Below are 7666 nucleotides of genomic sequence, written 5' to 3' on the forward strand. Positions count from 1 at the left end.
CATACCAAGCTTGTGTTCGTTCGTGGAGTGCCTTATTGTAAACCAATCTTACACAGACCCATGTGCGCCGCAATAGCGACTCTTGTTCTGGTGTTGGGTAAAATCGAAACGAGTAGGCTTTTTCCATGTCTCACATTCTAGCATATATCGTGTAAATGCGCTAGTATTTAACAGTAAAGCCAACCTAGAACGGCGGGGTTTCAGACCCAGTTTTTCGATGAGTATGAGTGAATCCAACGAGTTTGACATCACAACGCTAGAAAAACGGCATAAAGCGCTTACCTTCTTGTCGCAGAATAGTTAGCTTGCAATGGTGCCTTTGGCGCTTCCAGTAGCACTTGTTTTGGACGGTATTTCCCTTCTTACATCAGGTGCTAACGAAAAAGAGATTGCAGAACAAAGAAAAGTAGCGATCGACATTATTCGAGCAGGAAAAGAAAATGGTGTTGATGAAATAGAGATTACAATGTCTCAGAAAGCTGGTGTTGGTCTATCTTCAGACGTTGATGGTGTCCCAATTGAGTTTATTGTTGGTGCTTCAGGTACAATGAAGCTAAAGGTAAAATACAAGTAGTGGGTGATGGCGAAACTCTACTATCGTGGCATGGCAGAGCAAAACGACAGACCCAAAATTGGTCGTAGTGCTAGATTATTAGGGGTTAGACCTAATATCGATATAAACATTCAGCAAATGCCAGTAGGTTGCCTAGATGAACAAAGCTATTTGTTACCAGAGCCACAGCGTAAGTTGCATGGCGATCTTGTAACGGTTGCCATTAGGGACACAAAGGGAATGTCTGTTGCCCTATCCATTGAAGGTTTACCAGCATTTCGCAAACCTGCCAGTTTTGGTGGAACTGGCAAAGACCCTTTATGGCAAATTGACGATAGCCATATCACAGGGGATTTACAGGCTGTCCAAGATAGCCCAACTCACGTTAGCATCATGCCAAGAGTTACAATGGCTCTAGAAAAGTACGAGGCAGCATTGGCAAACACCCAAAAATATTGGGAAAAGGTTGATTAGTGGCATACACACAATGGGAGGCTATCAAAATGGCATGGATATTTAGTCTATCGGCAGAATGTGGTTCGGATGAGAGCAACGCCTATAAATTTGCTCAGCATTTTGAGGGAATATCATGGTTGCTGTCAACTGGTCGCCATTGCCAGTGTCACACAGATATATTCCAAGACATAGAAGAAAATTGGTGGTGTCGTGTTTCACCAAGTAATCTTAGCGAAGTGGGAATAGACAGCCCTGAAAGTGCATATTCAATGACAGAGTTAGGTATCTTACTATATCAGTCCCTACGATTTGCTCCCCCATTCCGTTATGCACTGGTTGGTGTTGAAGTCGATGAATTTAGAACTTACAGCGAGCTTATCGAAGAATCATCTAACTTATCTATCCCAGGACTGGTTTTAGCAAAACCACTCGAACAAGAGCTAGGAATATTGTCAGTATTGCGCCCCTTTAGTTCTAGTTATGTTTGGCAACCCTACGCAGGAGAAGTCTACAATCCGCTTATGGCATCCCAAAACTTAAAAAATAAGCTTAATGAACTGCTTAAGTTAACCTCACAAGCGAAGACGGCATAACTAGACCGTTACACTGCTCCCACTGTTAGTATGATCGCAATCTTGTAGGGTGCGTTCCCTAATGTGGCTCCTACCGCTCCACCAATAGATTTTAATGACATTTATCAATCTCAGGTGCGCCCCCAAGTCGAGGAGGGCAATCATGGGAAGATTGTAGCAATCAACATTGAAACAGGGGTTTTTGAAGTAGCAAAAGACAGCCTCACAGCTTCCGATCAACTTTTAGCCCGATTGACCGATGCTCAAATTTGGTTCGTAAGAATCGGACATCGAGCAGTTCATCGAGTCGGTTTGATTGGGGCAAATTTATTTCAATGATTATAGGTAACGTCAATGCTAATCGTGAGGCAATTATTCAGATTGCAGTTCTAGAGGATTATAAAAATATTTGCCGTCGCACTCCAGCCCATCGCGGCTGAGTTCAACCGTTATCGAGAAAAATAGTTAAATCCCGTCAAATTCCCCTAAAACTTTCACTTCTGGTTCTAACCATAGAGACCAGCGATCGAACACTTGTTCCTGCACATGACGAATTAAACGCAGAATATCCGAGGCTTTTGCTGAACCAATATTCAGGATAAAATTAGCGTGTAATTCTGATACTTGCGCTCCACCAATTTGATAACCTTTTAATCCCATTCCCTCAATTAAAGCCCCGGCAAATTGCGGTTTAGGATTGCGGAAAACACTACCACAACTAGGACGATCATAGGGTTGGGTACTTTTGCGATGGCGTAAATTATGGGTAGTAATTGTCATTATTTCCTCGCGATTATCGGTAGCTTCTAACTGAAATGTGGCTTCGATAACTAAACGTTGATCCCCTTGCAGAGAAGAACTGCGATAACTATAATTTAAATCTTCTTTGCTTAAAGTTTCTAACTGACCATCGGGATTTAATACCAGCGCCCGCACTAATCGATCCGCCACACAGGAGGTATGTGCGCCCGCATTCATCACCACAGCACCCCCCACCGTACCGGGGATACCCACCGCCCATTCTAAGCCCCTCCAGCCCCGTTTTGCGGCTCTCCAAGCTATTTTTGGCAGGGGTTCCCCCGCCGCTGCTGTAATCGTAGCAGTTTCGGCATCAAAACAACTCGATCGCAGATGGCGAGTATTGAGGACAAGTCCGGGTAAACCTCGATCGCTGATTAGTAAATTTGAACCAGCCCCCAAAACAGTCAAGGGCAACCCTTGCGATCGCCACCAAGCGAACACTTCTCTTAATTCCTCTAGATTAACTGGTTCGGCATACCACTGCGCTCTTCCCCCCACCCGGTAGGAAGTGAAATCAGCTAGAGAAACAGAGGTTTTAATCATAGGGTGTTGAGTGTTGGGGGTTGGGGAGCATTTTCAGTGAACAGTAATCAGTAATCAGTAAACAGTAAACATAATAACTGATAACTAATAACTGATAACTGATAACTGATAACTGATAACTGAATCCTATACTCTAACCGCTAATTGTTCGCGGTAAAGAGAGAGCATTTCGGGGATAACTTGATTGAGATTGCCAGCGCCGAGGAACATGGCTAGATCCCCTGGTTGGAGAATTTCTAGCAGGAATTGACCTAAAGAACTCAATTCAGGGTGATAGTAGGCATTTTTATGGTGTTTTCTCACCTGTTCGACCACTTGCTGCCCGGTGACGTGATTGATATTCACTTCCCCGGCACTATAAATATCCGTTAAGACTACCACATCGGCGGAACTGAAAGCGGAGCCAAATTCCTCTAAAAAGGTAGTGGTGCGACTGTAACGATGGGGTTGGAAAATAGCGATCGAACGTTGGTACTGTTTGCCTTCTACCTTTAATTTTGCCGCGGCTAAAGTGGCTAACAATTCGCTAGGATGGTGGGCATAATCATCGATAAAAGTAATGCCGTTTGCCTCTCCCTTGTGTTCAAAACGGCGTTTTGCCCCAGCAAAAGTAGCGATCGCATCGGCAATAACGGCAAATTCTAAACCGAGATAACGTCCGATGGCCACCACTGCCAAAGCATTACTAATATTATGTTGCCCGGGGATTTTCACTTCCATTTGTCCCAAATAACTACCCTTTTCCCAGACGGAAGCTTTCATCATTCCCTGTTCATAGATAATCTCGCTGACGGTGTAATCCGCACCTTTTTCGGGATCGAGACTATAACTAATCGTCGGACGGAAATGCTCGGCGATCGTGTCACAATCTAAACAAGCGACTAAAATCTGGCACTGATGGGCGAATTCATGGAAAGTATCGATAACTTCGCTTAAATTATGGTAATGATCCGGGTGATCTAGCTCAATATTAGTGATTACGCCGATTTTCGGGGCGTGCTTGGTTAGGGAACCATCGGACTCATCGGCCTCGGCCACTAAAAAACGCCCTTGACCAAGACGAGCGTTACCTTCCCAAGCGTCCACCTCACCACCGACAATGATCGTGGGGTCTAATCCCGCTTCTAACAAAACGTAACCGATTAGGCTGCTAGTGGTGGTTTTTCCGTGGGTGCCAGCGACGGCGATACTGTCGTAATCAGCGATTAAAGCCGCTAAAACGTCGCTACGGTGAAAAATTGGGTATCCTAAGTCTCTGGCAGCTTGATATTCCTTGTTATGGTCATTAATCGCCGTGGAGCAGATTACTTGCGGAACTGTTTGGCTACTGTTTTGAGGGACCGGAGAATGAAATAAAGCTAAATTATTTGCCTCTTGACGGTGGAAAATGTGCGCTCCCGCTCCCTGTAGCCGTTGGGTGATATGAGTAGGACGTAAATCCGAGCCAGACACAGGTAAATTGCGCTTGGCTAAGATATAAGCGAGGGCTGACATCCCAATACCGCCAATACCGATAAAATGGAAAGGTTGGCCGTTAAAATTAACTTTTTTCACTGTTTTTACTCCTCAGACCCACGATTATATAAGTTTTAAACTCGATCGGTAGTAAAGTCAACTTCATGATAGGGGCATTTGAGCAGAATTCCAAAATGTTGCCCAGTTGCCTTGCAAAATCCTTGACGCAGAATTAAAATTTTTTCTCCCAATTCCTTTTTTTGGGGAGTGGGAAGTGGGGTGTGGGGTTTGGGTGTGGGGTGTGGGGTGTAGGGTGTAGGGTGTAGGGTGTGGGGTGTGAGGAGAATAAATAAAAATAATCTCCTGTCTCCTGTCTCGTAGTCTCCTGTCTCCCGTCTCCTGAATGGTGAGCTAATAAATTATTTCCGATCGGGATCGTAAAGTTCAACCTTTAAGGTATGATTGGGAACATTAATTATTTTTTTATGTATTGCACTAAAACGTAGAGGGCAAGCAGCAGTGATTAGAGTAGCGATCAATGGTTTCGGACGGATTGGACGTAATTTCCTAAGATGTTGGTTAGGACGGACTAATAGTGGCTTGGAGGTAGTGGGGATCAATGATACATCCGATCCCCGGAGTAACGCTCACCTGCTCAAATATGATTCGATGTTAGGCAAACTTAACGCTAATATCGATGCCGATGATAATTCTTTAATTGTTAACGGTAAAACCATTAAATGTTATTCCGATCGCAATCCCCTCAATCTGCCCTGGGCAGAATGGGGTGTAGATCTAGTGATCGAAGCTACTGGTGTTTTCGTCGATGAAGAGGGCGCTTCTAAGCATATTGTCGCAGGAGCTAAAAAAGTCCTCATTACCGCACCGGGTAAAGGTTCGGGTGTGGGAACCTATGTCGTCGGTGTCAACGCTCACGAATACGAACACGATAAATACAATGTCATCAGCAATGCCAGTTGTACCACCAACTGTCTGGCTCCTGTCGTCAAAGTGATTCACGAAAACTTCGGCATCATCAAAGGGACGATGACCACCACCCACAGTTACACTGGTGATCAACGCATTCTTGATGCTAGTCACCGGGATCTCCGTCGCGCTCGCGCCGCTGCCGTTAACATCGTTCCCACCTCCACCGGTGCCGCTAAAGCTGTAGCCTTAGTTATCCCCGAAATGAAAGGGAAACTTAACGGTATCGCCCTGCGTGTACCCACTCCTAACGTTTCTGTAGTGGATTTAGTCGCACAGGTGGAAAAAAGCACGATCGCGGAACAGGTAAACGAAGTCCTCAAAGAAGCTGCGGAAAATTCTTTGAAAGGAATTCTCGAATATAATGATTTACCCCTCGTTTCCTCTGATTATCGCGGTGTTGATGCCTCCTCGATCATCGATGCTAGTCTAACGATGGTGATGGGTGGCGATATGGTGAAAGTTATCGCTTGGTACGATAACGAATGGGGTTACTCCCAACGCGTGGTTGATCTCGCTGAAGTCGTCGCCAGCAAGTGGAAGGCCTAATTTTTAGCCGTCAGGAGATAGGGAAATGGGGTGATGGGGAAATTCAACTAAAACCCCAAAACCCCAAAACCCCAACCCCCAACACTCAACACCCAAAACCCTAACCCCCACCTCCCCATTCCTTTCAACTGATAAGTGACAAATTCTCACTGAAAAAGCGCCGATAGATTCCCTCTGTCACCAATTGAGCGGTGATTAGGTTAGCTAGGGCAATCATAAACAGGATCAGTATCTGGTAGGAAGCGGCGTTTAAAGGTTCACTTCCTGCCAATACCTGTCCGGTGAACATTCCGGGTAAACTGACTAAACCCACCACCATCATCTGATTGAGGGTGGGGATTAAACTAGCTCGAATCGCTTCTTTTTGATAACCTGCGATCGCTTGTTGAGGGGTTGCCCCCAAACAAAGATGGGTTTCGATTTCTAAACGGTGACTTTTAATCGCACTGCTTAATCTTTCCCCGGCTAAAGAGGCACTATTCATGGCATTGCCTAACACCATCCCCGTCAAGGGAATTAAGTATTGGGGTGAGTACCATTGTTCTGGTTGAATAATTAAAGCGATCGCATAACCTAAAGTTAGACAGCTACTAATCAATAAAGAGCCGAAAACTAGCGGTAATAAGCCTTTATCCCGGCTATCAATGCGATTTTTAGCAACAATAGTCGCAATAGTCATCATCACTGCCAAAATCCCCAGCACTGCCAGAGGATTATCAAGGGAAAAAATAACGGCGATAACGTAGCCTACCACTAATAATTGCAGGATCGATCGACCGGTCGCTAATAATAATTGTCCCTCTAGAGCTAAATTTGACCAACGGGAGAGGAGTAAACAAATACCCATCATCCCCAAAGCCCAACCCAAATCAACCAGATTTAGTTCTACTAATCCATCCATAAAAATAAAAGAAACAAATTACAAGGATAGTTCATCTATAAATAGCAAGTTTATAATTATTTTTGACCGAAAATTTGAGTACAAGCCCCGCCCTTTAGTGTAGGGTCGGGCGGCTCCACTTAAATATATATTGTCAACTTAAAGAATTTTGTGCTAAGATATTGATACTCGGTCGAGCAGTGTCAAAATGTTTGTACTAGAATACAAGGTTAAGCCAAAACCTAATCAGATAGAAGCCATTAACGAAGCAATACGGACAACCCAATTTGTTCGGAATAAAGTCTTGCGTTATTGGATGGATAATCGGGGTGTTGGCAAAACAGAGTTATTTCGGTACAACACAGCATTAAGGAAAGAGTTTAAATTTGTTGATGATTTAAACTCCCATGCTTGCCAGACTGCCGTAGAAAGAACCTTGCGGGCAATTACTCGGTTTTACGATAATTGCCAAAATAAAGTTAAAGGAAAGAAAGGCTACCCTAAGTTTAAAAAACATTCTCGTTCTGTTGAGTATAAAGTATCTGGATGGAAGCTATCAAAAGATAAACGTCATATTAGCTTTACAGATAAAAAAGGTATTGGTACTCTTAAACTGATTGGTTCTAGAGATATTAATTACTATCAACCAGAACAGATTAAACGGGTAAGAATCCTTAATCGTGCCGATGGTTATTATGTGCAGTTCTGCATTAAATTAGACCCCAGAGACACGGTTAAACCTTTAACGCCTTCCCAGAAAGCCACTGGGATTGATGTCGGATTAAAGTTTTTCTTAGTAGATAGCGAAGGCCATCAAATTGATTGTCCGAACTACTATCGAAAAGCTGAAAAACAACTAAACCGATTAAA

At 44.0% G+C, this 7666-nt stretch carries 10 protein-coding genes; 6 read left to right on the forward strand and 4 right to left on the reverse strand.

The window, feature by feature from the left end; genetic code table 11:
* On the reverse strand, positions 1–127 hold a 127-nt coding region (locus IM477_RS02120; protein ID WP_287730375.1), incomplete at its 3' end, for a helix-turn-helix domain-containing protein.
* Between the two features lie 183 nt (positions 128–310).
* Between IM477_RS02120 and IM477_RS02125 the strand changes: the two genes are divergently transcribed.
* From IM477_RS02125 to IM477_RS02140, 4 genes are all read left to right on the forward strand, one after another.
* A complete protein-coding gene (locus tag IM477_RS02125; protein ID WP_079208077.1) occupies positions 311–574 on the forward strand; it encodes a KH domain-containing protein in 264 nt (87 codons plus the stop codon).
* Between the two features lie 6 nt (positions 575–580).
* On the forward strand, positions 581–1027 hold the full coding sequence (locus tag IM477_RS02130) for a Tse2 family ADP-ribosyltransferase toxin (RefSeq protein WP_002799046.1): 447 nt from the start codon (positions 581–583) through the stop codon (positions 1025–1027).
* A gap of 29 nt (positions 1028–1056) precedes the next feature.
* On the forward strand, positions 1057–1602 hold the full coding sequence (locus tag IM477_RS02135) for a hypothetical protein (RefSeq protein ID WP_004158994.1): 546 nt from the start codon (positions 1057–1059) through the stop codon (positions 1600–1602).
* A 63-nt stretch (positions 1603–1665) separates the two neighbouring features.
* On the forward strand, positions 1666–1920 hold the full coding sequence (locus IM477_RS02140) for a hypothetical protein (RefSeq protein WP_002791842.1): 255 nt from the start codon (positions 1666–1668) through the stop codon (positions 1918–1920).
* Between the two features lie 126 nt (positions 1921–2046).
* Here IM477_RS02140 and murB read toward each other — a convergent pair whose 3' ends face one another.
* Both murB and murC read right to left on the reverse strand, forming a co-directional pair.
* Positions 2047–2925 carry a UDP-N-acetylmuramate dehydrogenase gene (murB, locus tag IM477_RS02145; protein ID WP_287730371.1) on the reverse strand — a complete coding sequence of 293 codons (879 nt, stop codon included), beginning with the start codon at positions 2923–2925 and terminating at the stop codon, positions 2047–2049.
* 126 nt (positions 2926–3051) lie between these two features.
* Positions 3052–4479, reverse strand: coding sequence for a UDP-N-acetylmuramate--L-alanine ligase (murC, locus tag IM477_RS02150; protein ID WP_287730372.1), 1428 nt, complete (start codon positions 4477–4479; stop codon positions 3052–3054).
* A gap of 420 nt (positions 4480–4899) precedes the next feature.
* Here murC and IM477_RS02155 point away from each other — a divergent pair, with 420 nt between their 5' ends.
* On the forward strand, positions 4900–5916 hold the full coding sequence (locus tag IM477_RS02155) for a type I glyceraldehyde-3-phosphate dehydrogenase (protein ID WP_002799040.1): 1017 nt from the start codon (positions 4900–4902) through the stop codon (positions 5914–5916).
* Between the two features lie 124 nt (positions 5917–6040).
* Here IM477_RS02155 and IM477_RS02160 read toward each other — a convergent pair whose 3' ends face one another.
* Positions 6041–6817: an ABC transporter permease gene (locus IM477_RS02160; RefSeq protein WP_287079350.1), complete on the reverse strand. Its 777-nt coding sequence runs from the start codon at positions 6815–6817 to the stop codon at positions 6041–6043.
* A gap of 187 nt (positions 6818–7004) precedes the next feature.
* Here IM477_RS02160 and IM477_RS02165 point away from each other — a divergent pair.
* On the forward strand, positions 7005–7666 hold a 662-nt coding region (locus IM477_RS02165), incomplete at its 3' end, for an RNA-guided endonuclease InsQ/TnpB family protein (RefSeq protein WP_287730374.1).

This window comes from Microcystis sp. M090S1, from assembly GCF_020246295.1.
In the GTDB taxonomy this organism is placed as follows: Bacteria; Cyanobacteriota; Cyanobacteriia; order Cyanobacteriales; family Microcystaceae; genus Microcystis; species Microcystis aeruginosa.

Bases quoted from the DNA above. Each gene is read 5' to 3' on its own strand.
- IM477_RS02130 (WP_002799046.1), top strand. From the start codon at position 581: ATGGCGAAACTCTACTATCGTGGCATGGCAGAGCAAAACGACAGACCC.
- IM477_RS02135 (WP_004158994.1), top strand. From the start codon at position 1,057: ATGGCATGGATATTTAGTCTATCGGCAGAATGTGGTTCGGATGAGAGC.
- murB (WP_287730371.1), bottom strand. From the start codon at position 2,925: ATGATTAAAACCTCTGTTTCTCTAGCTGATTTCACTTCCTACCGGGTG.
- IM477_RS02160 (WP_287079350.1), bottom strand. From the start codon at position 6,817: ATGGATGGATTAGTAGAACTAAATCTGGTTGATTTGGGTTGGGCTTTG.
- IM477_RS02125 (WP_079208077.1), top strand. From the start codon at position 311: ATGGTGCCTTTGGCGCTTCCAGTAGCACTTGTTTTGGACGGTATTTCC.